The organism is Hylemonella sp. P2_B10, from assembly GCF_056404875.1.
The window spans coordinates 863,467-888,459 of the sequence record NZ_JBFUDE010000001.1 but is presented as its reverse complement, the minus strand read 5'-3'; the positions used below and the strand labels follow the sequence as shown (position 1 = coordinate 888,459).

General features: G+C 65.1%; 24 protein-coding genes. 12 read left to right on the top strand and 12 right to left on the bottom strand.

Going from position 1 to position 24,993, the window contains the following annotated elements; genetic code table 11:
* Positions 1-117 precede the first annotated feature (117 nt).
* Complete coding sequence (locus AC1DX2_RS04330; RefSeq protein ID WP_477195053.1) at positions 118-786, bottom strand: response regulator; 669 nt, start codon at positions 784-786, stop codon at positions 118-120.
* Positions 787-922: 136 nt separating this feature from the next.
* On the opposite strand from AC1DX2_RS04330, the gene AC1DX2_RS04325 reads away from it, so the two are divergent.
* Positions 923-1,747, top strand: a complete 825-nt coding sequence (locus AC1DX2_RS04325; RefSeq protein ID WP_477195052.1) for an HDOD domain-containing protein — start codon at positions 923-925, stop codon at positions 1,745-1,747.
* An 8-nt stretch (positions 1,748-1,755) separates the two neighbouring features.
* Complete coding sequence (locus tag AC1DX2_RS04320; RefSeq protein ID WP_477195051.1) at positions 1,756-2,784, top strand: MBL fold metallo-hydrolase; 1,029 nt, start codon at positions 1,756-1,758, stop codon at positions 2,782-2,784.
* A 51-nt stretch (positions 2,785-2,835) separates the two neighbouring features.
* Here the strand turns inward: AC1DX2_RS04320 and AC1DX2_RS04315 are convergent, their stop codons facing one another.
* Positions 2,836-3,675 carry a metal-dependent hydrolase gene (locus AC1DX2_RS04315; protein WP_477195050.1) on the bottom strand — a complete coding sequence of 280 codons (840 nt, stop codon included), beginning with the start codon at positions 3,673-3,675 and terminating at the stop codon, positions 2,836-2,838.
* Between the two features lie 126 nt (positions 3,676-3,801).
* On the opposite strand from AC1DX2_RS04315, the gene AC1DX2_RS04310 reads away from it, so the two are divergent.
* Positions 3,802-4,392, top strand: coding sequence for a TetR/AcrR family transcriptional regulator (locus AC1DX2_RS04310; RefSeq protein ID WP_477195049.1), 591 nt, complete (start codon positions 3,802-3,804; stop codon positions 4,390-4,392).
* A 67-nt stretch (positions 4,393-4,459) separates the two neighbouring features.
* Here the strand turns inward: AC1DX2_RS04310 and AC1DX2_RS04305 are convergent, their stop codons facing one another.
* Positions 4,460-6,649 (bottom strand): sodium-translocating pyrophosphatase, encoded by a 2,190-nt coding sequence (locus AC1DX2_RS04305; protein ID WP_477195048.1) that lies wholly within the window; start codon positions 6,647-6,649, stop codon positions 4,460-4,462.
* 364 nt (positions 6,650-7,013) lie between these two features.
* Between AC1DX2_RS04305 and AC1DX2_RS04300 the strand changes: the two genes are divergently transcribed.
* Positions 7,014-7,439 (top strand): hypothetical protein, encoded by a 426-nt coding sequence (locus tag AC1DX2_RS04300; protein WP_477195047.1) that lies wholly within the window; start codon positions 7,014-7,016, stop codon positions 7,437-7,439.
* A gap of 93 nt (positions 7,440-7,532) precedes the next feature.
* Positions 7,533-8,069, top strand: a complete 537-nt coding sequence (gene ppa, locus AC1DX2_RS04295; protein ID WP_477195046.1) for an inorganic diphosphatase — start codon at positions 7,533-7,535, stop codon at positions 8,067-8,069.
* A gap of 61 nt (positions 8,070-8,130) precedes the next feature.
* Here ppa and AC1DX2_RS04290 read toward each other — a convergent pair whose 3' ends face one another.
* Positions 8,131-8,979 (bottom strand): esterase/lipase family protein, encoded by an 849-nt coding sequence (locus tag AC1DX2_RS04290; RefSeq protein ID WP_477195045.1) that lies wholly within the window; start codon positions 8,977-8,979, stop codon positions 8,131-8,133.
* A gap of 14 nt (positions 8,980-8,993) precedes the next feature.
* On the bottom strand, positions 8,994-10,622 hold the full coding sequence (locus tag AC1DX2_RS04285) for a wax ester/triacylglycerol synthase family O-acyltransferase (RefSeq protein ID WP_477195044.1): 1,629 nt from the start codon (positions 10,620-10,622) through the stop codon (positions 8,994-8,996).
* A gap of 137 nt (positions 10,623-10,759) precedes the next feature.
* Here AC1DX2_RS04285 and AC1DX2_RS04280 point away from each other — a divergent pair, with 137 nt between their 5' ends.
* Positions 10,760-11,287, top strand: a complete 528-nt coding sequence (locus tag AC1DX2_RS04280) for a chemotaxis protein CheW (protein ID WP_477195043.1) — start codon at positions 10,760-10,762, stop codon at positions 11,285-11,287.
* A gap of 141 nt (positions 11,288-11,428) precedes the next feature.
* On the opposite strand, the gene AC1DX2_RS04275 is transcribed toward AC1DX2_RS04280, so the two are convergent.
* Together AC1DX2_RS04275 and AC1DX2_RS04270 are read right to left on the bottom strand one after the other, a co-directional pair.
* Positions 11,429-11,767, bottom strand: a complete 339-nt coding sequence (locus AC1DX2_RS04275; RefSeq protein ID WP_477195042.1) for a P-II family nitrogen regulator — start codon at positions 11,765-11,767, stop codon at positions 11,429-11,431.
* A 28-nt stretch (positions 11,768-11,795) separates the two neighbouring features.
* Positions 11,796-13,472: an NAD+ synthase gene (locus AC1DX2_RS04270; RefSeq protein ID WP_477195041.1), complete on the bottom strand. Its 1,677-nt coding sequence runs from the start codon at positions 13,470-13,472 to the stop codon at positions 11,796-11,798.
* Positions 13,473-13,528: 56 nt separating this feature from the next.
* On the opposite strand from AC1DX2_RS04270, the gene AC1DX2_RS04265 reads away from it, so the two are divergent.
* Positions 13,529-14,698, top strand: a complete 1,170-nt coding sequence (locus AC1DX2_RS04265) for a GNAT family N-acetyltransferase (RefSeq protein WP_477195757.1) — start codon at positions 13,529-13,531, stop codon at positions 14,696-14,698.
* A gap of 301 nt (positions 14,699-14,999) precedes the next feature.
* On the opposite strand, the gene AC1DX2_RS04260 is transcribed toward AC1DX2_RS04265, so the two are convergent.
* The 5 genes from AC1DX2_RS04260 to AC1DX2_RS04240 form a co-directional block, all read right to left on the bottom strand.
* Positions 15,000-15,590 (bottom strand): LOG family protein, encoded by a 591-nt coding sequence (locus tag AC1DX2_RS04260; protein WP_477195040.1) that lies wholly within the window; start codon positions 15,588-15,590, stop codon positions 15,000-15,002.
* 33 nt (positions 15,591-15,623) lie between these two features.
* The gene (locus AC1DX2_RS04255) at positions 15,624-16,175 is read right to left on the bottom strand and encodes an RDD family protein (RefSeq protein WP_477195039.1); all 552 of its coding nucleotides are present in this window, start codon (positions 16,173-16,175) and stop codon (positions 15,624-15,626) included.
* Positions 16,176-16,194: 19 nt separating this feature from the next.
* Positions 16,195-16,854, bottom strand: a complete 660-nt coding sequence (locus AC1DX2_RS04250; protein ID WP_477195038.1) for a DUF3106 domain-containing protein — start codon at positions 16,852-16,854, stop codon at positions 16,195-16,197.
* 167 nt (positions 16,855-17,021) lie between these two features.
* On the bottom strand, positions 17,022-17,510 hold the full coding sequence (locus AC1DX2_RS04245; protein ID WP_477195037.1) for a DUF3619 family protein: 489 nt from the start codon (positions 17,508-17,510) through the stop codon (positions 17,022-17,024).
* Entirely contained in the window at positions 17,507-18,073 is a 567-nt protein-coding gene (locus AC1DX2_RS04240; protein WP_477195036.1) for an RNA polymerase sigma factor, read from the bottom strand. The genes AC1DX2_RS04245 and AC1DX2_RS04240 overlap by 4 nt, the downstream gene beginning before the upstream one ends.
* 285 nt (positions 18,074-18,358) lie before the next feature.
* Between AC1DX2_RS04240 and AC1DX2_RS04235 the strand changes: the two genes are divergently transcribed.
* From AC1DX2_RS04235 to leuA, 5 genes are all read left to right on the top strand, one after another.
* The gene (locus AC1DX2_RS04235; RefSeq protein ID WP_477195035.1) at positions 18,359-20,158 is read left to right on the top strand and encodes an acetolactate synthase 3 catalytic subunit; all 1,800 of its coding nucleotides are present in this window, start codon (positions 18,359-18,361) and stop codon (positions 20,156-20,158) included.
* A gap of 126 nt (positions 20,159-20,284) precedes the next feature.
* Positions 20,285-20,776, top strand: a complete 492-nt coding sequence (ilvN, locus tag AC1DX2_RS04230; RefSeq protein ID WP_477195034.1) for an acetolactate synthase small subunit — start codon at positions 20,285-20,287, stop codon at positions 20,774-20,776.
* 73 nt (positions 20,777-20,849) lie between these two features.
* On the top strand, positions 20,850-21,866 hold the full coding sequence (ilvC, locus tag AC1DX2_RS04225; protein WP_477195033.1) for a ketol-acid reductoisomerase: 1,017 nt from the start codon (positions 20,850-20,852) through the stop codon (positions 21,864-21,866).
* 386 nt (positions 21,867-22,252) lie between these two features.
* A complete protein-coding gene (gene pssA, locus AC1DX2_RS04220; RefSeq protein WP_477195032.1) occupies positions 22,253-23,086 on the top strand; it encodes a CDP-diacylglycerol--serine O-phosphatidyltransferase in 834 nt (277 codons plus the stop codon).
* 209 nt (positions 23,087-23,295) lie between these two features.
* Positions 23,296-24,984 carry a 2-isopropylmalate synthase gene (gene leuA / locus AC1DX2_RS04215; RefSeq protein ID WP_477195031.1) on the top strand — a complete coding sequence of 563 codons (1,689 nt, stop codon included), beginning with the start codon at positions 23,296-23,298 and terminating at the stop codon, positions 24,982-24,984.
* Positions 24,985-24,993 lie beyond the last annotated feature (9 nt).

Genomic DNA, 24,993 nt, shown 5'->3' with positions numbered 1-24,993 from the left:
TCGGGGCTGAAGCCTGCGGCTCACAGCCTGCCTGCGCAGGCTGGGACGGGCTGAAGAGCCATGGCCTCAGGCCATCGGCCTGTCCAGGGAGCTACACGCAGTGAGCGACCGTGGGGGCTAGTTCAAGCCTGCCGGCTGACTGGACTTGAAACCGTGGCGGGTGGCGGCGATCACCGCCTGGGTGCGCGTCTGCACCTCGAACAGCCTCAGCAGGGAGGTGACGTGGTTCTTGATGGTCTCTTCGGACAGGTGCATGGCGGCGCCGATCTCGCGGTTGGAGCGCCCGTCCAGCAGGTGTTGCAACACCTCCACCTGGCGCGGCGTCAATTCCGGTGCGCCGCGCCCACCTTCGCCTGTGGCCGGCGCTGGCGCGGTGGCGCCGTGGGCATGCTGCAGCAGCATTTCCGGCGGCACATACACCTCGCCGGCCAGCACCAGGCCGAGCGCCGACAACAGAACCTCGCTCTTGCTGGTCTTGGGGATGAAGCCGGCCGCCCCGGCGCTCAGTACCTGGCGCATGATCTCCGGGCTGACCGAGCCCGATACCATGATGACTGGCAACTCCGGGTGGTTCTGGCCAAAGCGGTCCAACGCGGTCAGGCCGTTCATGTCCGGCAGGTGGTAATCCAGCAGCACCACGTCCAGGTCGGGGTGGCCGGCTGCCAACTCGAAAGCCTGCGCGCAGGTGGACGCCTCCAGGACCGTCAGGTCCTCGTCCATGCCCTTCAGGACCTGGCGCATGCCCTCGCGGATCAACGCATGGTCGTCAACTACAAGAATCTTCATGTATTTGTTCCGCGCCGGCTGTGGTGTCGGCGGCTGACACGGATTTTGCAGCAATTTGGAAGAATTGGATTTGGAAGTATCCTAGGGGCTGTTCATTTCTGCGCAAACCGAGCGTCATTTCCCCCGGCGTGAATTTATGGAACTGAAAGACCTGCTGGCCTCTCCGGTGGCCTTGCCCAGCATCCCCAAGGTGGTGTCCCAACTGCTCAGTGAGCTGGAGCAGGACGAGCCGGATCTGCGAAAGATCAGCCAATGGGTCAAGACCGACCCGGCGCTGACCACCCGGCTGCTGCAGATGGCTAATTCGGCCATGTTCCAGCTCGCCAAGCCGGCCGGCTCGGTGTCCGAGGCGCTGGCCGTGCTGGGGCTGGGGCAGTTGCGGGCGCTGGTGTGCGCGGCGGCGGTGGGCGGGGCCTTCTCGCACATTGCCGGCATGGATATGCCACAGTTCTGGCGTTACAGCCTCAACGTGGCCAAGCTGGCGCGCACGCTGGCGGGCATGCTCAAGACCAATTCCTCCACCGCCTTCACCACCGGCCTGATACACGCCGTGGGCGAACTGGTGATGCACGGCGGCATGCCGGCCAAGATGGTGGCGCTGGACAAGACGGTGGCGCCGTTGCTCCCGCGGCGTGCGGCGGCCGAGCTGGAACTGCTGGGCTACTGCTACGCGCAGGTGGGGGCCGGCTTTGCGCGTGCCTGGCACTTCCCCAAGAACATCGTGGACGCGCTGGAGACCCAGGTAGCGCCGTTCCAGAACGAGGTCTATGAGCCGCTGGCTGGCATCCTGCACCTGTCGGCCTGGCGAGCCCGTGCCAAGGAGGCCGACTACGACGCCGGCCAGCTGGCCGACAACTTCCCCGATGAGGTGGCGTTGAACCTGAAGCTGGACATCGACATGGTGTTGCAGCAAGACCCGATAGACTGGACCACCAAGCAGGAAGCCAGCGTGTTCGGCTGAACCGGCCCATGCGTTACGTCAGGTGGGGCCTGGGCCTGCTGGCCTTGTTGGCGGCGCTGGCTGCGGCCGTTGTCGGCTGGCGCCTGCAGGAGCGCCCCAGTCTGACACCCTTTGAAGCTTTATGGTGGCGCCAACCGGTGCCGGCTGCCACAGCGCCAGGCGCCAGCCTGAAAGTCAGCTGGCTGGGTGTGGCCACGGTGCTGCTCGACGACGGCGAAACCGCCTTGCTGACCGATGGTTTTTTCTCCCGCCCTGGCATGGGGCAGACCTTCACCAGCAAGATCGCCCCTGACCTGGAAGCCATCAGCCGCGGCCTGGCGCGCGCCGGTCTGGCCACGCGGACCGGGCAGGTGGGCCGGCTGGCGGCGGTGATCCCCCTGCATTCGCACTATGACCATGCGCTGGACGCCCCCGAAGTGGCCAAACGCACCGGCGCGCTGCTGCTGGGCTCCAGCTCCAGCGCCAATGTGGGGCGTGGCTGGGGGCTGCCGGAGGCGCAAATCCGCATCGCCGTGCTGGGCCAGCCACAGCGCTTTGGCCGCTTCACCGTCACGCTGCTGGCCGGGCGTCACCCGGACACGGGCTTCACCGGCGGTGAGATCAACGAGCCGCTGACGCCACCGGCCCGCGCCACGGCCTACAAGGAAGGGCAGAACTACACGGTGTTGGTGCAGCACGAGAGCCGCCCGGGCCGTTCGTTGCTGATCACCGGCAGCGCCGGCTTCGTGCCTGGTGCGCTCGCCGGCGTGCGCGCCGACGTGGTGCTCATGGGCGTGGGCACGTTGGGGGCGTTGTCGGACGCCCAGCGCGACGCGCTGTGGCAGGGTGTGGTGCAGGCCGTCGGCGCCAAACGTGTGTTGCCCATCCATTGGGAAGACTTCTGGCTGCCCTCGGACCAGCCGCTGCAACCCTTGCCCGTGCTGGTCGATCACTTCGATGTGACGATGCAGTTCTTGACGCGGCGCGGTGCGAAGGAGGGTGTGGACGTGCGGGTGACGGTGCCTTGGCGGGCGATGGATGTGTTTACCGGGCTCTAACTTTCTGGCTGCCAACGCCGGAACGCAGGCACGCAAGCCAGAATGGGGTGGTCAGGCGGCAGCGGGCGCAGGTTCGCGATTGACCGGCGTGTAGGTCTGCGTGTTGTTGGCCAGCCATTGGCGCGACAGTTCGCTCTCTTGCTGGCTGGGGTGGAAATCCTTGCGCTTGTAGGCCTTCCAGGCTGGGTACACCTCGCGCAACAGGCCACGCTTGCCAATCAGGAAGCTGGCCGCGCTCTTCCAGGTGCTCCAGCGCCACAGCGTGCCGTCGCGCCGCAGGTTGTCCACCGTCTGGCGCCAGACGTCGGTGATGAACACATAGGTCAGGCGGTTGAACCAGGTGATGCGCCACTCATGGTTGCCGCCCAACGCGTGGTAAAGATCGAACGCGGTGCTGCGGTGCTCGGATTCCTCGGCGCTGTGCCACATCCACATGGTCTTCAGGCGCGGTTCGCAGCCGTCGAACAGGTCGTCGTTGCTCAGCCACCACTCGGCCAGGATGGCGGTGAAATGTTCGATGGCGGCGGTGATGCCCAGCGCGTGGCGCACATCGGCGCCGGCCAGCACGTGGTTGCGCGCCGGCACATTCGGGCCGATCTTGTTGACCAGGCCGAAGCGGTCCAGATGGGCGTTGAACAGCGCATGGATGCGCCGGTGCGTGGCCTCCTGCCCGATGAAACCCTGCACTTCCTTGGCAAAGCGCTGCTGCTGCTCGGGCGGCAAGGCCTTCAGTCCGGCACGCACCGCGTCGATGAAGAACTGTTCGCCTTCCGGAAAGCTCATGGACAGCGCATTGAACAGGGCGGTGCGGAAGGCATCGCCATTGCACCAATGACGCGCGATGGGGGTTTCGAGGTCAATCAGCAAACGGCGCACAACGAGGTCTGTCATGGAGGTTCCAATCTGGGGGCATGGCATGGCATGGCATGGGTACGGTTTCGTACCGTTGTTGAATGGTGCGACAAATGATCGGTACTGTCAAGTACCATTTGTAAACCAGTGACAATATTCGACTGTATGACCGTCATTACACCGTCCCGCAGCACTTCGGACCATCGCCGTCGCCTGTTTGATGGCATGGCGCAGTGCGTGTCCGAAAAGGGCTACGCCGACACCACCATCGCCGACATCGTGCGGGCGGCCGCAGTGTCACGCCGCACCTTCTACGAGCACTTCCAGACCAAGGCCGACTGCCTGATCGCGCTGTACGAAGCGGCCAGCCACGCCAGCCTGAAGGTGCTGCGCGATGCCATAGACCCCAGGCTGGACTGGCAGCGCCAGGTCGATCGGGCGCTGGCCGCCTACCTGGGCTGCCTGGCCAGCAACCCGGTGCTGTTGCGCACGCTGTTCATTGAAATCCTGTCGCTGGGACCACCCGGCCTGGCTGCGCGCCGGCGCGTGAACCGCGAGATCGCCGACTTTGTCATGCAGTCCATCAACAGCATGCACGGGCCGCACGCCATCAGCGCCGAGATGGCCATGGCGATCGTCGGCGCCGTCAACGAGTTGGTGTTGCAGGCGATAGAGAACGACACCGTGCAGGACCTGGGCCAGTTCCTGGCCACGGCCAGCGCGCTGGTGCGCGGCGTGGTGGCAGGGCCGGCGTGAGTTGAGGCAAGGCCAGAAACAAAAAAGACCCGCCTAGGCGGGTCTTTTTGTTGGCCGGCTCAGCGGTTTACTTGCTGGCCGCGGGTGCCGGTGCCGATGCGTTGTCGGCTGCAACAGGCGCCGCCATGCTGGGTGCCGATGTGGCTGCTGCCGGTGCCACCAGCGGCAGCGGTTCCGGCGCCGGGGCGGGCGGCGGGCCGCCGTGGAACTTCATCATCAGCGGCACGATCAGCAGCGCCACGATGTTGATGATCTTGATCAGCGGGTTCACCGCCGGGCCGGCCGTGTCCTTGTAGGGGTCGCCCACGGTGTCGCCGGTGACGGCGGCCTTGTGTGCCTCCGAGCCCTTGCCGCCATGGTTGCCGTCTTCGATGTACTTCTTGGCGTTGTCCCAGGCACCGCCGCCGGTGCACATGGAGATGGCCACGAACAGGCCGGTGATGATGGTGCCCATCAGCAGACCGCCCAGCGCCTTGGGGCCCAGGATCAGGCCCACCACGATGGGCACCACCACGGGCAGCAGCGACGGAATCATCATTTCCTTGATGGCCGCCGTGGTCAGCATGTCCACCGCGGTGTCGTACTCGGGCTTGCCGGTGCCGTCCATGATGCCCTTGATGTCGCGGAACTGGCGGCGCACTTCCACCACCACGGCGCCGGCGGCGCGGCCCACGGCCTCCATCGCCATGGCACCGAACAGGTAGGGGATCAGCCCGCCGATGAACAGGCCGATGATGACCTTGGGGTCGCTCAGGTCGAAGGTGATGTGGCGGCCAAACTCCTCCAGCTTGTGCGTGTAGTCGGCAAACAGCACCAGCGCGGCCAGGCCGGCGGAGCCGATGGCATAGCCCTTGGTCACCGCCTTGGTGGTGTTGCCCACCGCGTCCAGCGGGTCGGTGACGTCGCGCACGCTGTCGGGCAGCTCGGCCATTTCGGCAATGCCGCCGGCGTTGTCGGTGATGGGGCCGTAGGCGTCCAGCGCGACCACGATGCCGGCCATGCTCAGCATGGAGGTGGCGGCCACGGCCACGCCGTACAGGCCTGCCAGCCAGAAGGTGGCGCCAATGGCGAAGCAGACGAAGATCACCGGCCAGGCGGTGGAGCGCATGGACACGCCCAGGCCGGCAATGATGTTGGTGCCGTGGCCGGTGGTGGAGGCTTGTGCGATGTGGCGCACTGGCGCGTACTGGGTGCCGGTGTAGTACTCGGTGACCCACACCAATGCGCCGGTCAGCACCAGGCCGACGGCGCAGCAGGCGAACAGGCGCTTCTCGGTGATCCAGCTGCCATCGGTCAGCGACACCAGCTGCGGGAACATCTGGTGCGTGACGAACCAGAAGGCGATCAGCGACAGCACGCCCGACACGGCCAGGCCCTTGTACAGCGCCGGCATCACGTTCTTCATGCCCGGCGAGGCCTTGACGAAGAAGCAGCCGATGATGGAGGCGACGATGGACACACCGCCCAGCGCCAGCGGATAGAGCACTGCGCCGCGCCCGGCTTCGCCCAGCAGCAGCGCGCCCAACACCATGGTGGCGATCAGCGTCACTGCATAGGTCTCGAACAGGTCGGCGGCCATGCCGGCGCAGTCGCCCACGTTGTCACCCACGTTGTCGGCGATCACGGCGGGGTTGCGCGGGTCATCCTCGGGAATGCCGGCTTCCACCTTGCCCACCAGGTCGGCACCGACGTCGGCGCCCTTGGTGAAAATGCCACCGCCCAGGCGGGCGAAGATGGAAATCAGCGAGGAGCCGAAGGCAAAGCCGATCAGCGGGTTCAGGTTGTGCGTGTTGACCTGGCCGTTGCCAATCAGGTAGTAGTAGAAACCGGCCACGCCCAGCAGGCCCAGCCCCACCACCAGCATGCCGGTGATGGCACCGCCGCGGAAGGCGACGTCCAGCGCCGGGCCAATGCCCTTGGTGGCGGCCTGGGCGGTGCGCACATTGGCGCGCACCGACACGTTCATGCCGATGAAGCCACAGGCGCCCGACAGGAACGCGCCGACGACAAAGCCGATGGCGGTTTGCAGATCCAGGAAGACGCCGATCAAAATGGCCAGCACCACGCCGACGACGGAAATGGTCTTGTACTGTCGCGACAGGTAGGCGGCGGCGCCGGTCTGAATGGCCGCCGCGATCTCCTGCATGCGGGCGTTGCCGGCGTCCTGGGAAAGAATCCAACTTCGGGCCCAGAAGCCGTAAGCCACGGCGATCAGGCCGCCTACCAGCGCTACCATCAGCGCAAAATTGCCAGTCATGTTTTTCTCCTTGTCAGTGAAGGACAAGGCCCAGGCGTGGCGCTTTGGTGAAACGTTGGCCAGAGCCCCATCCTGTCCGGTTCACAGGTTGGTTCGCTCACTGGAGATGCTGCTGGCAACGCTGGCGGCATCTCCGCTGCGTTGCTTCCTCGCCGCCTGCCAGCAGCTGTTGCTGGGGAAAGGCGATTGGCCAACGAACGGAATGTAACGCGAAATGCAACGATTTCGGTTGCGCGGGTGTTGCGCGGTTTGTAAATTCAGGGTTTGTCCTGAGGAACCCGTGACCTGGGTCAAACACCAGGGGCATCGCCAAGCAGGCTCAGGCATTGGACAATGCCGCTGTCTGGTCAAGGAGAGAGAGTTCATGCCCAAGCTGCTGCGCAACCTGCTGGCCCTGGTTCTGGGCTTTGTCATCGGCTCATGCGTCAACATGGCGTTGATCACGCTGGGCCCGGCGCTGATTCCTCCGCCGGCGGGCGTGGATGTGCGCAATGCGGACAGCCTGGCCAAGGGCATTCATCTGTTTGAGGCGCGGCATTTCGTCATGCCTTTCCTGGCGCACGCGTTGGGCACGCTCGCGGGCGTCTTCGTGGCCTTCATGGTGGCGGCCAGCCACAAGGCGCGATTCGCTTACGGCATAGGCATTCTTTTCCTCTGCGGTGGCGTGGCGGCCAGTTTCATGATTCCGGCGCCGGCCTGGTTCATCGCCTTGGACTTGCTGGGGGCCTACTTGCCGATGGCCTGGTTGGGGACCAAGCTTGGCACCCTGGCGGCCAACAGGGCCGCGTAGGAAATGCGTCAGCTACTTCAGGCAAAATAAGGGTTTTCCCCAGCGGCTCAACGGTTCCCGTGCGGCCGTCAACCCAGCAGAGCATTTCTCATCATGTCCCTCGACAAAGTCACCCCCGGCGACAAGGTTCCCGAAGCCTTCAACGTCATCATCGAAATCCCCATGAACGCCGACCCCGTCAAGTACGAGGTGGACAAGGAATCTGGCGCCATCTTCGTCGACCGCTTCATGAGCACCGCCATGCACTACCCGACCAACTACGGTTATGTGCCCAAGACCATCAGTGGTGACGGTGACCCGGTGGACGTGCTGGTGATCACCCCGGTGCCGCTGATTCCCGGCGTGGTGGTGACCTGCCGCCCGATCGGCATCCTGAAGATGCAGGACGAGGCTGGCGAAGACGGCAAGGTGCTGGCGGTGCCGACCAACAAGATCCTGTCGCTGTACACGCAGTGGAAGAAGCCGGAAGACCTGAACCCGCTGCGGCTGAAGACCATCTCGCACTTCTTCGAGCACTACAAGGACTTGGAAGAGGGCAAGTGGGTCAAGATCCTGGGCTGGGAAGGCCCGGAGTCGGCCATGAAGGAAATCATGGACGGCATCGCCAACTACAACAAGGAGCACGCCTGAGCACAGGTCCGGCGGCCACGCGCCAAATGAAAAGGGGCCTCGCGGCCCCTTTTTGTTTTTCTCAGCGATCCGGGTTCGGAAACAGCGCGCCCTGCAGTCCCTTGGGCCGCTTGAACGGCTGCCATTGGCTCTCGACCTGCGCCAGCCGATCAGCCACCGCCCACCACGCGGTGGGGTTCAGACCCAGGCCGATGTGGCTGGCATAGACCTCGATGTTCTCGGTGTGCGGGTGGGCGGCCTTGGTGGCGTCCTGCAGGCTGGCCTGCCAGGCCACCACGCCGTCGGTGCGCGAGTAGATCGAAGTGGTGGGCACCGGCGGCGCCTCGGGCAGCTGGAACAGTTCGGTCTCATGCTCCACGCTGCGCCCGCTGGTCAGCTCGTAGACGCGCCATGCATTGGTGCTCTTGGGCGAGCCGTTGAACGGCGTGCCCAGCGTCTGCACGCCGCGCACGCAATGTGGCAGCAGCTTGGCCAACTCACGCGCATACACGCCACCCAGGCTCCAGCCAATCAGGCTCACCTTGCGGCCACTGGCGGCGCAGGTGTCCTCCACCTGGCGGCGCGCGGCGTCCAGCACGCCCACGCGCGGGCCGAAGTTGAAGTTCTGGTTCCAGCCCGAGACGTCATAACCCAGGCTTTGCAGGTAGCCGCGCAACGGCAGTGTGGAGGCGTCGCTGGCCGACAGGCCGGGGAACACGATGACGGCATGGCCATCGCCCGCCGGCGCGCGCTGCAGCAGCGGCCAGGCTGGCAGCAGGGCGCCGAACTCCCACGGCGCGCGGAATTCCATCGCCATCAGCAGGGCGTTGGGGGCCGGCGGGTGCGCGGCGTGGGGTCGGGAGGGGGTGGCCTGGACAGCCTGAGTATGGCCGGGGTGCTTGCTGCTGCGTTGTCTCGTCGAGCGTGTCATCGTGTACGCGGAAGTCAGGTGGCCTTTCGGGGGCCTGCCTGTTTCCTGGCAGTTGTAGTGTTGGTAACGGTAACAGCTTTCTTCGCTGGGGCCTTGGCTTTGCTGCGCGCTTTAGAGGCGGGCGTCTCGCTTTGCGTCACCTTGGTGACTTTCTTCGCGCTGGGCTTGCGGGTTACTACTGAGGCTGGCGCTTCATGCGCGGGCGCCGTCACAAACAGCTTCTTGCCGTCGTCGAAGGCCGCCTTCAGCCCATCGGCCAGTTCATGCAGGCCGGGCACGGCCTGCTTGCCGGCGATCAGGCCAAAGTCCACGCTGCCGGCGTAGGTCTGAATGGTGATGTTCAAGGCCAGGCCGTGCGAGACGATGCTCAAGGGGTAATAGGTCTGCATGCGCGCGCCAGCCAGGTACAGCGGCACCTGCGGGCCCGGCACATTGCTGATGGCCACGTTGGCAAAGGCCGGCAGCCGCTCCAGCACACCGCCGATGCGCAGCGTGCGCGCCGCCACCTTGGCCGCGCCGCCCACCCACAGCGGCGCCAGCAGGCCGGGGTAGTTGGTGGGCAGCACACCCTTGAGGCTGGCCAGCGCGGCCTTCACCTTGGCGGTGCTGGCCATGATGGCCTGCATGCGCTTGTGCGGCTGGGCGATGTGGGTGGCCAGGTCCACCAGCGAGGCCGAGGCCTGGTTGTTCATCTCCTTGTTGTTCTCTTCGCGCAGGCTCACCGGCATGGCGGCGATCAGCGGTTTTTTGGGGATATGGTCGTGCTTGGCGAGGTAGCCGCGCAGCGCGGTGGCGCACAGCCACAGCACCACGTCGTTGAAGCTGCCGCCCACCGCCTTGGCCATGGCCTTGCAGTCGGCAAACGGCAGGCTGACGGTGGCGAAATCGCGCTGAATGCCGATGGCGGTGTTGAACGGCGTCTTGGGGGCCAGCGATACCGGTGACTTCAGCGCCAAACCCGAGTCGCTTTTACGCGCCAGCGATTGCCCGGCCACCGCCTGGCCCAGGCTGCTGGCGGTTTGCGGCAGCATGCGCGCGATCTTCACGTACTGCGCCATGGTGTTGGACAGTGCCGCGCCTATCATCTCGCCCACCTTCAGGTCGGCGCGCCTGGGCCCCGAGCGCGCCGGGTCAGGTGGCGGCACGTCGCGCGGCACGGGGGTCAGGTCCAGCATGGCGTTGGCCAGCACGGTGCCGCCCTTGCCGTCCAGCCCGGCGTGGTGCACCTTGGCATAAAAGCCCGCCAGGCGTTTTCCGGGTGGCGACTTCAGGCTGTCGAAAATATGGAACTCCCACAGCGGGTGCTCGCGGTCCAGCAGGCGGCTGTGCAATTTGGCGCAGGTGGCCTCCATCATCCTGAGCGTGATGTTGCTGCCCGGCACCTTGCGGATGTGATGGTCCAGATCCACCTCATCGGCCTCCACCCAGATCGGGTGCCCGAGGTCGAACGGCATGAAGGCCAGCTTGCGCGTGAAGATGGGCGACAGGTGGATGCGCCGGGCGATGTGCGCCTTCACCGCCTGGTGGAAGCTGCCCTTGAAGTCCGGCGGCAGTTCGTACACGTTCATGGAGCCCACATGCATGGGCATTTCCGGGGTCTCGAGGTACAGGAAAGTGGCGTCCAGGCCGCTGAGTGATTTCATCGCGCATTTGTCTCCTGCGGACTAGCGTAGCCGCGCTTGGCTGCGCAGGGCACTAGGGTTTGCCTTCATGCTTCATAATCGGTGCACGGGCGTGTATCATGATTCAACCGCGCCCAGCGTCCAAGGAAGCGACAACGATGGAAACCACCCAAAAGTCCCAGGCATTCGGCCGGCCCAACACCCCCAACAAGGCCGCGGAAAGCCTGGCCGACGGCGGCCAGTACCTGACGCTGCGGCTGGGCTCCGAGGAGTATGCGATCGACATCCTGCGGGTGCAGGAAATCCGCTCCTACGAGGAGCCCACCCGCATGGTCAACGCGCCCAATTTCATCAAGGGTGTGGTCAACCTGCGCGGCGTCATCGTCCCCATCGTGGACCTGCGCCTGAAGCTCAACATCGCCAAGGTCGAATACACCGAGTTCACCGTGGTCATCATCCTCAACGTGCGCGGCACCGTGATCGGCGCGGTGGTGGACGCCGTCTCCGATGTGGTGACGCTGAGCGCCCAGGCCATCAAGCCGGCGCCGCAGTTCGACGCCGCCATCGATGCCCGCTTCATCACCGGCCTGGCCAACATCGGCGAGCGCATGCTGATCGTGATGAACATGGAGGCTTTGCTGAGCAACGCCGAGATGGGCATGGTGAGTGCCGCGTTGAACAACTGATTTGGCTTGAGGGATCGAGCCACCGCAACACTCAGTCCTCGCAGGATCAGGCTGCCACGCACCCCAGCGGCGTCGGCAGCTAAAGATCGGCCGCCCTGATTGCGTCAACAACCAAGCCGACCTCAGCTCAACGAGGAGCGCTTAGACAGCGCTCTCGTCCTGCTCACCGGTACGGATGCGCACCACGCGCTCCACGCTGGTGACGAAAATCTTGCCGTCACCGATCTTGCCCGTGCGCGCAGCCTTGATGATGGCGTCCACGCAGCGGTCAACGTCTTCGGTCTTCACCACCACTTCCACCTTCACCTTGGGCAGGAAGTCCACCACGTACTCGGCGCCGCGGTACAACTCGGTGTGGCCCTTCTGGCGGCCGAAGCCCTTGACCTCGGTCACTGTCAGGCCGGTGACGCCGCAGTCGCCCAGGGCCTCGCGCACCTCTTCCAGCTTGAACGGTTTGACGATGGCGGTGATCTGTTTCATGGCGGTTACCTGGTGCTGTTGAAGAAGGTCATGCGCGGAATTTGCTGGTAATAGGATACCGCCAATCCTTGCCGAAACTGCGGTGGGTAACCCGAATACCCACCGGCGCCTGGCGGCGCTTGTACTCGTTGATCCGTATCAGCCGGGTCACCTTCTCCACATCGGCGCGCTCAAAACCGGCGGCGACGATGTCCTCCAGGCCCATGTCGTTCTCCATGTAGCGCTCCAGGATGGCGTCCAGCACCTCGTAGGGCGGCAGGCTGTCCTGGTCCTTCTGGTCGGGCCGCAGCTCGGCGCTGGGTGGGCGGGTGATGATGCGCTCGGGGATCGGGCTGGCACCACTGCCATACGGGTCGTTCTGGTTGCGCCAACGCGTCAGCGCGAACACGGTGGTCTTGGCCAGATCCTTGATGACGGCAAAACCGCCGGCCATGTCGCCGTACAGCGTGCAGTAGCCGGTGGCCATCTCGGACTTGTTGCCGGTGGTCAGCACGATGCTGCCGAATTTGTTGCTCAGGGCCATCAGCAGCGTGCCGCGTATGCGGGCCTGGATGTTCTCTTCGGTGGTGTCTTCCTTCAGGCCTGCGAACTCCTTGGCCAGGCTGGCCTTGAAGGCCTCGAATTCGGGCACGATGGAAATCTCGTCGTAGCGCACGCCCAGGCGGTCGGCCATGTCGCGGGCGTCTATCCAGCTGATGTCGGCGGTGTAGGGCGAGGGCATCATCACCGCACGCACCTTGTCGCGACCCAGTGCATCCACCGCCACCGCCAGCACCAGCGCCGAATCGACGCCGCCCGACAGGCCCAGGATGGCGCCGGGGAAGCCATTCTTGCCAATGTAGTCGCGCACGCCCAGCACCAGCGCGTCCCACAGGTCGGCCTCGTCCGTGCGGGGGGCATCGATGGGGCCGGCCAGGCGCAAGCTGCCGCCTGCACGGGTCGCGTCCAGCATGAAGTTGTCTTCGGCAAAACTGCGTGCGCGGCTGGCCACGCTTTCGTCGGCATTCAACGCGAACGACCGGCCCTCAAACACCACCTCATCCTGTCCGCCCACCAGGTGGGCATAGACCAGCGGCAGGCCGGTGGCGCGCACCCTGGCGCGCATCATCAGCTCGCGCTCGTCGCCCTTGCCGACGTGGAAGGGCGATGCGTTGATGACGGCCAGCAGCTCGGCGCCGGCCTGGGCAGCCAGGCGGGCGGGCTCCTCGAACCAGGCGTCCTCGCAGATCAGCAAGCCCACCTTGACGCGCTGGCCTTCGGGGCCGGCCTCAAACACGCACACGCCCTGGCCGGGCGTGAAGTAGCGCCGCTCGTCGAACACCTGGTAGTTGGGCAACTCGCGCTTGGCATAGATGGCGATGATGCTGCCCTCGCGCAGCACACTGGCCGCGTTGTGGCGGTGCTGGATGGCCACCGAGCGGGTGCGGCTGTCATCGCCCTGCGGGTGGCCCACCACCACGCACATGTCCTTTAACCCGGCCAGAGCACGGGCCACCGTTTTCACGGCATCATCGCAGGCGGCGATGAAGCTCGGGCGCAGGAACAGGTCTTCGGCGGCGTAGCCGCAAATGGAGAGTTCCGGCGTCAGCAACAGGCGGGCGCCGGCGGCATGGGCCGCCTGGGCCGCTGAGATGATTTTTTGTGCATTGCCGGGCATGTCGCCCACCACGAAGTTCAATTGGGCAATGCAGATCTTGAGTGTCATTGACGTGTAGGCGAAAAAAGAAGGTGCCGGTACCGGTGAACAGCAAGCGTTCAGTCATAAAAGATTATGTCACCCGCGTGCACGACACGCCGCTGGCGCTCGACAAAACCCGCTGGAATGCGCTGCTGGCCGCCCAGTGCGCGCCCAGCCCGTTCATGCGCCACGAGTACCTGGCGGCCATGCACGCCAGCGGCAGCGCCGTGCCCGGCACCGGCTGGACGCCGCGCTTCATCACGCTGGAGCAGGGCGGTGAGCTGGTGGCCGCCTGCGCGCTGTACCTGAAGGGCCACTCCTATGGCGAGTATGTGTTCGACTGGGCCTGGGCCAACGCCTACCACCAGCACGGCCAGCGCTACTACCCCAAGGCGCTGGTCGCTGCGCCGTTCACACCGGTGCCCGGTACGCGGCTGCTGGCGCGGGATGAGCCGGCGCGACTGGCGCTGGCAGCGGCATTGGTGGCCTGGTGCGAGGAAGAGGAGTTGTCTTCGCTGCATCTGCTGTTTGGCGCGCCCGAAGACACCGCAGCCTGCGTCGAGGCCGGCATGATGCTGCGCCACGGCGTCCAGTTTCATTGGGAAAACACCGAGCCGGGCTACCCTGATTTCGACGCCTTCCTGGCCTCGTTGGCGCAAGACAAGCGCAAGAAGATACGCCAGGAGCGCCGCAAGGTGGCCGAGGCGGGCGTGACGTTTCGCTGGGCAGGCGGCGCCGACATCGCGCCACGCGACTGGGACTTCTTTTACGCCTGTTACGAGCGCACCTACCTGGAGCATGGCAACGCGCCTTACCTGACGCGCGATTTCTTCCAGCGCATGGCCGACACCATGCCGCAGAACTGGCTGTTGTTCACGGCCGAGCGGGCGGGCCACCCCATGGCCACCAGCCTGATCGCGTTGACCGACGAGGGCCTGGGCGCCAACGCCGGCCGCGTCGCCTATGGCCGCTACTGGGGTGCGCTGGAGCGCGTGGACTGCCTGCACTTCGAGGCCTGCTACTACCAGCCGCTGCAGTGGTGCATTGAGCAGGGTTACCAGCGCTTCGAGGGCGGCGCCCAGGGCGAGCACAAGATGGCGCGCGCGTTGCTGCCGGTGGGCACCACCAGTGCCCATTGGCTGGCGCACCCGGCGTTTGCCGAGGCCATCGAGCGGTTTCTGGAGCGCGAAGAAGCCGGTATTGCCGATTACCTGGGCGAGTTGCAGCAGCGCAACCCGTTCAGGAAGGGCTGACAGCGGCTGGCCGGTGCCAAATGCCGCTGGGATGGCAGGTCGCTGGCAGCCGACGCCGCTGGTGCGCGTGGCTACGGGAATGTCCTCCGGCCCTGCGGGCCTCCTCCTTGATTTCCCTCCGCCACACGCCCCAGCGACATCGGATTCGTTGGCGTGCATTGCGCTGGCACGCCAGTCACATTCGCGGGATCAGGTCGTCGTGGCGTTCAGCGCAGTGGCATCAAGGAGGAGGCCGCAGGCCGGGGGACAGCCACGGAGCTGAGCGCCGCGGCGGCCTGATCACCCAAACCAGTATGGATGGTCAGATCTTGTCCAGCGCCGATTCCGGCGCCATGCCGGCGTTGGTGATCAGCTCGGGCAGCAGCGTGCCCACCTCAGCGCCGCTCTTGATCAAGTCCATCTGCCAATGCCCCAGGAACTGCTGCTCCAGACTGGCGTTCAGGAAGGTCAGCAGCGCGTCGTAGTAGCCTGCGGTGTTCAACAGGCCGATCGGCTTGTCGTGGTAGCCCAGTTGGCGCCAGGTCCAGACCTCGAAAAACTCTTCCATGGTGCCAATGCCGCCCGGCAGGGCCAGGAAGCTGTCGGCGCGCTCGGCCATCATGCGCTTGCGGTCGTGCATGGTGTCCACCACGTGCAGTTCGGTGCACCCCAGGTGGGCCCATTCCTTTTCCACCAACGCCTTGGGGATCACGCCCACCACGCGGGCGCCGGCCTGCAGCGCGGCATCGGCCACCAGGCCCATCAGCCCGGCCTTGCCACCGCCATAGACCAGCTGGCCACCGTGCCGGCCTATCCACTGGCCGACGTCGCGCGCGGCCTGCGCATACAGCGGGTTGATGCCCGGGCGCGAGCCGCAGTACACGCACAGGGAGAAGCTGGTTTGGTCGCTCATGATGGGCAAGGGGCGGGCAGGGCGTGGGGGAAGTCAGGCTTTCGGTGCAGGGGCATTGGCGGCGGCGATTTTCGGCTGCGCCGAAATCAGCCGGGTACCGGCCAACACATCATGCACGAACTGGCGCTGCGGGTGGAAGCGCGCCAGCAGGGCCCACACCACCACCCAGCCGGTCACCAGCAGCGCGACTTCGGCGCCGCTGCGGTGGAAAGGCGCCAGCACCGCCAGCGGCGGCAAGAACCACAGCCAGCTCAGCACATAGCGCACCAGCGCACGCGTCTGGCTGACGGCTTGGCCCTGGCGGTCGACGATGCGGATGTGCCAGGTCTTCATGGCCAGGGTCTGGCCCCGGGCCCAAAACCAGATGAAGTAGATGCCCAGCACCACGAACAGGAAGGCCATTTGGGCGTGCCGGTTGTCCAGCGCATGGCGTGTCTGGGTCAGCGTGCTGAACAGCCAGGCGGTGATGAAGATCACGCCGAACAGCAGCAGGCCTTCGTAGGTCCAGCAGGCCATGCGGCGCCACAGTGGGGGAGCGGTCAACGGCAATTCGTCGGCTGGCGCCGCACTTGAAAGGGTGCTCATCTTCTTGCGGGAAAACGGGTCAGGGCTTGGCGGTGCTGGCCGATGCTGCGCTGACCGCGAGGGCGGGCGCCGTTGCCGGCGCGATCACCGCAGCCGTGGGTTGAGGCGCCACGGGGCGCGCAGGGTGGCTGACGTGCAGGGTAGGCGTGGATGCCTGGCGCGTCACCGGCACGGCGGCCAGCTTTTGGGGCGGTGTGGGCTTGACGGGCGTGGCCGCGCCGGGCAGCTTGACCGGCGCCTTGGCGGCCAGCTTCTGCTTTTCCTCGGGGCTGAGGGCCTGGTAGGCCTGCCAGGTGGCTGTTTTTTCCTCCGGGGTCAGTTGCTTGGCCTCGGCAAAATTCAGCCGCGCAATGTCGCGCTGCGCCGGGCTCAGGGCCGCCCAGTCTTTCATGCGGCTGTGCAGCTTGCCCTGCTCGGCCGGGGTCAGTTTTTGGTAATTCTTGGAAAAGGCCAGCCATTTGCGCCGCTGCGGCTCGCCCAGCGCGGCCCAACTGCCGGCCAGCGGCGCCAGCGCTGCCTGCTGCGCGGGTGTCAGCTCGCTCCAGGCGGGCTTCACCACCTTGGGCAGGGCCTGCGAGGTGTTGCGCTTGGGGGCGGAAGCCGCCGCAGCCTGGCGGCTGGCCGGGGCGGTGGCTGCTGCGGCGACGGGCTTGCTGGCGGCCGGTGCGGCTGCGGGCACGCTTGAAGAGGCAGTTGCGGGGACCGGGGTGGCGGTAGGCGATGCGGCTTGCGCAAAAGCGCCTGGCGCGTCAAGCGCCAGGCACAGGGTGGCCAGCAACAGCGCGAGGCCGAGGCCGCCGGGATGGGGGCGAAGCGCCGGGGGCAGGGACATCGGCAAACCGGGGCTTACTGCTGCTGTGGTGGTTGGGCTTGGTCGTTGACGGGGGTACGGCCCAGTTTCAGGAATTGGGCGAAACCCGGGTCGGTATAGGCGGCCGGCGGCAGGTCGTCGGTCAGGAGGGCGGCATCCACCTCGGCCACTTCGTCGGCGCGCAGTTCGTTTTGCACCCAATTGATGGCAATCAGGCCCGCCAACAGTGCAATCACCGGCAAGGCTGATGCAATCCGGTGCATCCAACCGGGCCGCTCATCGCCGCTGTCGCCGCCGCCCAGGCTCAAAGTTGCTGCGCCACCGGTGACGGCGGCAACCTGCAGGCCGTAGGCGGTGCGGACCAGGGCCTGCTTGCGCGAGTCCAGCGCCTGCTCGCGGGCGGCGCGCAGCCGCTCGGCGATGTCGTAGGGCAGCGCCTGGGCGCCGCCGGACAGGCGGGCCGTCAAACGCACGGCGAAGCGCTCCTGGGCGCTGGTGCTGGGGTGATTTTGAATTCTTGTCATAGTTGTATTCCCTTTGCCTTCAAGGCCTTGCTCAGGGCCTGGATGGCACGCGAGCAGTGGGTTTTCACACTTCCCTCCGAGCAGCCCATGGCCGCCGCGGTCTCTGCGACATCCAGTTCTTCCCAGTAACGCATCAGGAAGGCTTCCCGTTGACGTGCTGGCAATTCCTGGATCTCGGCTTCTATTTCTCGCAAGATCTGGGCCCGCTGCGTGGTGGTTTCGGCGCTTTCCGTCTGCTCCGACTCCACGGAGACGTCCAAAGTTTCCAACAAATCGAAATCCCCGTCCTCGCCGGGTGTTTCGAAGTCGCTCATGTTGGAAAACAGCGCGTTCCGGGTCTTCTGGCGGCGAAACCAGTCCAGCGTGCAGTTGGACAGGATGCGCTGGAACAGCATGGGCAGCTCTTCCGCCGGCTTGTGGCCATAGTGCTCCGCCAGTTTCATCATGCTGTCCTGCACGATGTCCAGCGCCGATTCTTCGTTGCGCACGTGGTACACCGAGCGCTTGAAAGCGCGGGCCTCCACGCTTTTGAGGAAATCGTTGAGTTCTTGTTCGGTTGCCAAGAGATGGGGTGGACGGTTTTAGTGCGGGCGACGCACCTCAAAGAGGGTGCGATTTGGCTTGAATTGTGCCATTCGGGCCAGCTTTTTTTGCCCCAAATGCCAGATTTGGTCGAAATTGAATGTTGCAATGCGATAATCGCAGTTGCAAATTAAAGCAAACGGGTCACTGCTCGGCGTTCAGATCATGGCGCCCATGGCTTTGGCCTCAAGTTCCGCAGCAGCTTCACAAGAGCGCGCTCAGGGGCACCCAAGGTTTTTCGTCAGAGAAATTCGCAAAGGTTGAATATGGACATCTCCAAGGCCGAACTCGCTTCGGCGGCCGCAGCGCACGCTGCCGCCAAATCCTCCCCCACTGCCGCGGCACCGCAGGAATTGCGTGGCGCAGAAATTCTGGTCAAGGCCCTGCAGGCCGAGGACGTCAAATACGTCTGGGGCTACCCCGGCGGTGCGGTACTGCACATCTACGACGCCTTCTACAAGCAAGACACCATTCAGCACGTGCTGGTGCGCCACGAACAGGCCGCCGTGCACGCGGCTGACGGCTATGCGCGCGCCACCGGCGACGTTGGCGTGGCACTGGTCACCTCCGGCCCCGGTGTGACGAACGCCGTCACCGGCATTGCCACGGCCTACATGGACAGCATCCCCATGGTGATCATCACCGGCCAGGTGCCCACCCACGCGATCGGGCTGGACGCCTTTCAGGAATGCGACACCGTGGGCATCACCCGCCCCATCGTCAAGCACAACTTCCTGGTGAAGGACGCGCGCGACCTCGCCGAGGTGATGAAAAAAGCCTTCCACATTGCCCGCACCGGCCGCCCCGGCCCGGTGGTGGTGGACATCCCGAAGGACGTGTCGTTCAAGAAGGTGCCCTACAGCGGCTACCCGCAGTCGGTCAGCATGCGCTCGTACAACCCGGTGAAGAAGGGCCATGGCGGGCAGATCCGCAAGGCGCTGCAACTGCTGCTGGCGGCCAAGCGGCCCTATATCTACACCGGCGGCGGCGTGCTGCTGGGCAACGCCACGCCCGAGTTGCGCACGCTGGTGGACATGCTGGGCTACCCCTGCACCAACACGCTGATGGGCCTGGGCGCTTACCCGGCCAGCGACAAGAAATTCCTGGGCATGCTGGGCATGCACGGCACCATCGAGGCCAACAACGCGATGCAAAACTGCGACGTGCTGCTGGCCGTGGGCGCGCGCTTTGATGACCGCGTGATCGGCAACCCCAAGCATTTCGCGCAGAACGAGCGCAAGATCATCCACATCGACATCGACCCCTCCAGCATCTCCAAGCGGGTGCGGGTGGACATTCCCATCGTCGGCGACGTCAAGGACGTGCTGACCGAGATGATCGCCATGGTGCGCGAAAGCGCCATCAAGCCCGACGCCAACGCGCTGGGCGCCTGGTGGGAAACCATCGAGGGCTGGCGCAAGCGCGACTGCCTGAAGTACGACCACGGCAAGGGCGACGTCATCAAGCCGCAGTATGTGGTGGAAACGCTGTGGAACATGACCAAGGACGTCGACACCTACATCACGTCGGACGTTGGCCAGCACCAGATGTGGGCGGCGCAGTATTACCGCTTTGACGAGCCGCGCCGCTGGATCAACTCCGGCGGCCTGGGCACCATGGGCGTGGGCATTCCCTACGCCATGGGCATCAAGCTGGCCAAGCCCGACAGCGAGGTGTTCTGCATCACCGGCGAAGGCTCGGTGCAGATGTGCATACAAGAGCTGTCCACTTGCCTGCAGTACAACACGCCGATCAAGATCGTGTCGCTGAACAACCGCTACCTGGGCATGGTGCGGCAGTGGCAGGAGGTGGAGTACGAAGGCCGCTACAGCCACAGCTACATGGACGCGCTGCCCAACTTCGTCAAGCTGGCCGAGGCCTATGGCCACGTCGGCATGCTGATCGAGCGGCCGCAGGATGTGGAGCCGGCGCTGCGCGAGGCGCGCAAGCTGAAGGACCGCACGGTGTTCATGGACTTCCGCACCGACCCCACCGAGAACGTGTTCCCGATGGTGCAGGCCGGCAAGGGCATCACCGAAATGCTGCTGGGGTCGGAAGACCTGTAGCAGCGCACGGCACGGCGCTTCCATGCGCCGCGCCGGTTTGTTCAACTTATTCGACGAATCTATTGCCTGCCAAGCCTCGCGGTTACCGCCGCAAGGGGAGGGCAGCGAAAAGAGGAATCAGGCACTATGAAACACATCATTGCAGTTTTGCTCGAAAACGAGCCCGGCGCGTTGTCACGCGTGGTGGCGCTGTTTTCGGCCCGTGGCTACAACATCGAATCGCTGACGGTGGCGCCCACCGAAGACCCCAGCCTGTCGCGCATGACCATACAGACGGCCGGCTCGGAGGACGTGATCGAGCAGATCACCAAGCACCTGAACCGCCTCATCGAGGTCGTCAAGGTGGTGGACCTGACCGAAGGCGCCTACACCGAGCGCGAGCTGATGCTGGTGAAGGTGCGCGCGGTGGGCAAGGAGCGCGAGGAGATGAAGCGCATGGCCGACATCTTCCGCGGCCGCATCATCGACGTCACCGAGAAGAGCTACACCATCGAGCTGACCGGCGACCAGGGCAAGAACGACGCCTTCCTGGAAGCCATAGAGCGCGGCGCTATCCTGGAAACCGTGCGCACCGGCTCCTGCGGCATTGGCCGCGGTGAGCGCATCCTGCGGGTTTGATTTCCTGAGTTTTTGAGCTAGTTTTCTGTAACCGGCGATTTTTTCAACGCCATTTGTTTATCCGGAGATAAGAATGAAAGTTTTCTACGACAAGGACTGTGACCTGAGCCTGATCAAGGGCAAGACGGTGGCCATCATCGGTTACGGCAGCCAGGGGCATGCCCACGCGCAGAACCTGAACGACAGCGGCGTCAAGGTGGTGGTGGGCCTGCGCAAGGGCGGCGCCTCCTGGCCCAAGGTCGAAAAGGCCGGCCTGAAGGTGGCCGAGGTCGCCGAGGCCGTCAAGGCCGCCGACGTGGTGATGATCCTGCTGCCCGACGAGCAGATCGGCAGCGTCTACACCAACGACGTGGAGCCCAACATCAAACAGGGCGCCTCGCTGGTGTTCGCGCACGGCTTCAACGTGCACTACGGCCTGGTGACGCCGCGCGCCGATCTGGACGTGTGGATGGTCGCCCCCAAGGCGCCCGGCCACACCGTGCGCGGCACCTATGCCCAGGGCGGCGGCGTGCCCCACCTGATCGCCGTGCACCAGGACAAGTCCGGCCGCACGCGCGACCTGGCGCTGAGCTACGCCATGGCCAACGGCGGCGGCAAGGCCGGCATCATCGAAACCAACTTCCGCGAAGAGACCGAGACCGACCTGTTCGGCGAGCAGGCGGTGCTGTGCGGCGGCACGGTGGAGCTGATCAAGGCTGGCTTTGAGACGCTGGTGGAAGCCGGCTACGCGCCCGAAATGGCGTATTTCGAGTGCCTGCACGAGCTGAAGCTGATCGTCGACATGATCTATGAAGGCGGCATCGCCAACATGAACTACTCGATCTCGAACAACGCTGAGTACGGCGAGTACGTCACCGGCCCGCGCATCGTCACCGCAGCCACCAAGGACGCGATGCGCCAGTGCCTGAAGGACATCCAGACCGGTGAATACGCCAAGAGCTTCATCCTGGAAAACAAGGCCGGCGCCCCCACGCTGCTGAGCCGCCGTCGCCTGACCAGCGAGCACCAGATCGAAAAGGTCGGTGAGACGCTGCGCGCGATGATGCCCTGGATCAAGAAAAACAAGCTGGTGGACCAGACGCGCAACTGATTTACGTTGTTACTTCCTTCAAACCTCATTGGCCACTTCGGTGGCCATTTTTTCGTCCGCACATTCCGTATCCGTTCGGGCGGAGCCTGTCGAACCCCTTTCACGCAGCGATGGCTTGTGAGGATCAGGCCGCCACGGCACTCCGCTCCGCGGCTGTCCCCCGGCCCTTCGGGCCTCCTCCTTGATGCCGCTGCGCAGAGTGCCATGACGACCTGATCCCGCGAACGTAATTGGCGTGCCAGCGTTCGGTATTCGAGCGTCACGCGCACCAGCGGCGTCGGCAGCCAGCGAATCAGGCCAAGCACACCAGCGGCGTCGGCGGCCATCAAACTTGCAACGCGAGCGGTAACGCCTGCTTTACACTTCCGCCTCTGGAGAACCAATATATGCACGATGGCGAGGAAGCCGAGATTGCACCGAATGAGCCGGTGATGGTGCGCAAGCGCCGCAAGGGCATCTACATCCTGCCCAACCTGTTCACGCTGGCGGCGCTGTTCGGCGGCTTCTATGCGGTGGTGATGGCCATGAACGGGCGCTACGACCAGGCGGCCGTGGGGGTGTTCTGCGCCATGGTGCTGGACGCGCTGGACGGGCGCGTGGCGCGCATGACCAACACCCAGAGCGCGTTTGGCGAGCAGATGGATTCGCTGGCCGACATGGTGTCGTTCGGCGCCGCCCCGGCGCTGATTTCTTACGAGTGGGCCTTGAAGGGCCTGGGCCGCTGGGGCTGGATTGCCGCTTTTGTGTACTGCGCTTGCGCCGCACTGCGCCTGGCGCGCTTCAACGTCAACACCGCAGTGGTGGACAAACGTTATTTCCAGGGCCTGCCGTCACCGGCGGCCGCGGCCTTGTTGGTGGGCTTCATTGGCCTGATGACGGATTTGGGGTACAAGGGCACCGACATGCTGGGCGTGTTCGACATCCGCTGGCTCACCTTCGCGCTGGCGCTGTATTCCGGCCTGACCATGGTCACCAATGCGCCGTTCTACAGCTTCAAGGTGGTCAGCATGAAGCGCACCGTGCCGTTTGTGGTGATGGTGCTGATCGCGCTGGGCCTGGCGGTGGTGACCATTGACCCGCCCACGGTGTTGTTCAGCATCTTTGTCGCCTATGGCACCAGCGGCTACATCATCTACGCCTGGCGCAAGGCCAAGGGGCTGCGCACCAGCGTTATCAGCGTTTCCACTGACGAGCCGGAAGAGCGCGGTTTGCATAAATGAAAAATTTTGTGGTACATTGACTGCATGAACAAGCGAATTGCTCTGGCTCTACTGCTATCCCCCCACGGGCGGAGACGGTAGTGCGCGCGTAACGCGAAGTTCCACCAGTCAACGGCCCGTGTGCACCAGCAGCGGGCCGTTTCTCTTTGCGGGCTCTGCTGGGTTCACGGGGATTTGAAGATTCCTCACCTGAGAACCTGACCATGACCATGTTGAAGCAACCCGCCAGCAAATACCCCGCCTTCAAGCCCGTGGGCTTGACCGACCGCACCTGGCCCGACGCCGTGCTGACCCAGGCGCCCATCTGGTGCAGCGTGGACCTGCGCGACGGCAACCAGGCGCTGATCGAGCCCATGGACATCCCGCGCAAGCTGCGCATGTTCCACATGCTGGTGGCCATTGGCTTCAAGGAGATCGAGGTCGGTTTCCCCTCGGCCTCGCAGGTTGAGTTCGACTTTGTGCGCAAGCTGATTGACGACAACCTGGTGCCCGACGACGTCACCATCCAGGTGCTGACCCAGGCGCGCGAGCCGCTGATACGCCGCACTTTCGAAGCTTTGCAGGGCGCCAAAAAAGCCATCGTGCACCTGTACAACGCCACCGCGCCGGTGATGCGCCGCGTGGTGCTGGGCATGAGCGAGGACGAGATCGTCGAGCTGGCCACCAGCAACGCCAAACTGTTCAAGGAACTGGCCGCGCAGCAGCCCGCCACGCAGTGGACGTTCCAGTACTCGCCCGAGATGTGGTCCGGCACCGAGCTGGCGTTCTCCAAGCGGGTGGTGGATGCGGTCACCGACGTGTGGCAGCCCACGCCGCAGCACAAGTGCATCATCAACCTGCCGTCCACGGTGGAGCACTCCACGCCCAACATCTTTGCCGACATGATGGAGTGGATGCACCGCCACCTGGCGCGGCGCGACGCCATCATCATCTCCGTGCACCCGCACAACGACCGCGGCACCGGCACGGCTGCCGCCGAGCTGGCGCTGATGGCCGGTGCCGACCGGGTAGAAGGCTGCCTGTTTGGCAACGGTGAGCGCACCGGCAATGTGGACCTGGTCAACATCGCGCTGAACCTGTACACCCAGGGCGTGTCGCCGGGGCTGGATTTCTCGGACATTGATGAAGTCCGCCGTACCGTGGAACACTGCAACCAGCTGCCGGTGCACCCGCGCCACCCGTATGCGGGTGACCTGGTCTACACCTCGTTCTCAGGCTCGCACCAGGACGCCATCAAGAAGGCCTTTGCCGCCCGCAAGGAGGGCGACGCCTGGGCCATCCCCTACCTGCCGGTGGATCCGAAGGACCTGGGCCGCAGCTACGAGGCGGTGATACGCGTCAACAGCCAGTCCGGCAAGGGCGGCATCGCCTACCTGCTGGAGCAGGAATACGGGCTGGAGCTGCCGCGCCGCCTGCAGATCGAGTTCAGCCAGGTGGTGCAGCGGGTGATGGACGCCGGCGGCAAGGAGCTGACGGCACAGGACCTGTGGGCGCTGTTCCAGCAGGAATACGGCGTCGGGCAGATTGAGGCGCCCAGCTACCAGACCCAGCCCGGCGTGGACGGCACGGTCAGCCTGAGGGCCGAAGTGGCACTGAACGGCCAGGCGATGCAGGTGCAAGGCCAGGGCAACGGCCCCATAGAGGCCTTCACCATGGCCGTGAGCCGCGCCACCGGCCGCAGTGTGCGCGTGCTGGACTACCACGAGCACGCCATGCGTGCCGGTGCCGATGCCCAGGCCGTGGCTTACCTGGAGCTGCGGGTGGACGAGGCGCACACCGTGTTTGGCGTCGGCGTGGATGCCAACATCGTCTCCGCTTCGCTGAAAGCCATCGTGTCGGGCCTGCAACGGGCGAAAATCGAGCCTGCCGGTGAAACACGGGCGGCCGTGGCCGCCTGAGCCGCCACC